The sequence below is a fragment of the Paenibacillus sp. 2TAB23 genome, from assembly GCF_052115165.1.
Classification (GTDB): Bacteria; Bacillota; Bacilli; order Paenibacillales; family Paenibacillaceae; genus Pristimantibacillus.
In genome coordinates this window covers 1-424 of record NZ_JBFRGD010000085.1, presented here as the reverse complement: position 1 = coordinate 424, position 424 = coordinate 1, and the positions used below count along the sequence as shown (strand labels likewise).

Here is a 424-nt window from a genome sequence, read left to right as displayed (position 1 = left end):
CAGCATATACATTCACGATGTCGCCTTCGGCTAGACCCGTTACTTTAACTGTATCTGCTTCACCTGTTGGGCTGTTTGTTACGGTGATTGTCGCTGCTGCTGGTGCTGCAGTGATTTCAGCATCGTACGCTTTTACGGTTCTTACGCTTTCTAGCTGWCCTTCTTTTGTMACGCTCACATACACGCTGCTTGCTGTTGCGCCCAGCTGTTCAATCGTYACCGTTGCTGATGTTGCATCTTCAGCTACTGTTGCTGTTCCGATTGCTGCTCCGCCGGTTGCTGCTTTGTAGACATTGACTACATCGCCTTCTACTAGGCCTGTAACAACCACTGTATCGCTTACGCCTACTTTGTTGTTCGTTGCCGTGATCGTGGCTGCTGCCGGTGCTGCCGATACAGGCTCAGTGATATATTTCGCAGCCGT

General features: G+C 50.6%; 1 pseudogene. It reads right to left on the bottom strand.

The window, feature by feature from the left end:
• Positions 1–424, bottom strand: a pseudogene (locus tag AB4Z29_RS32410) (hypothetical protein); the annotation flags it as partial.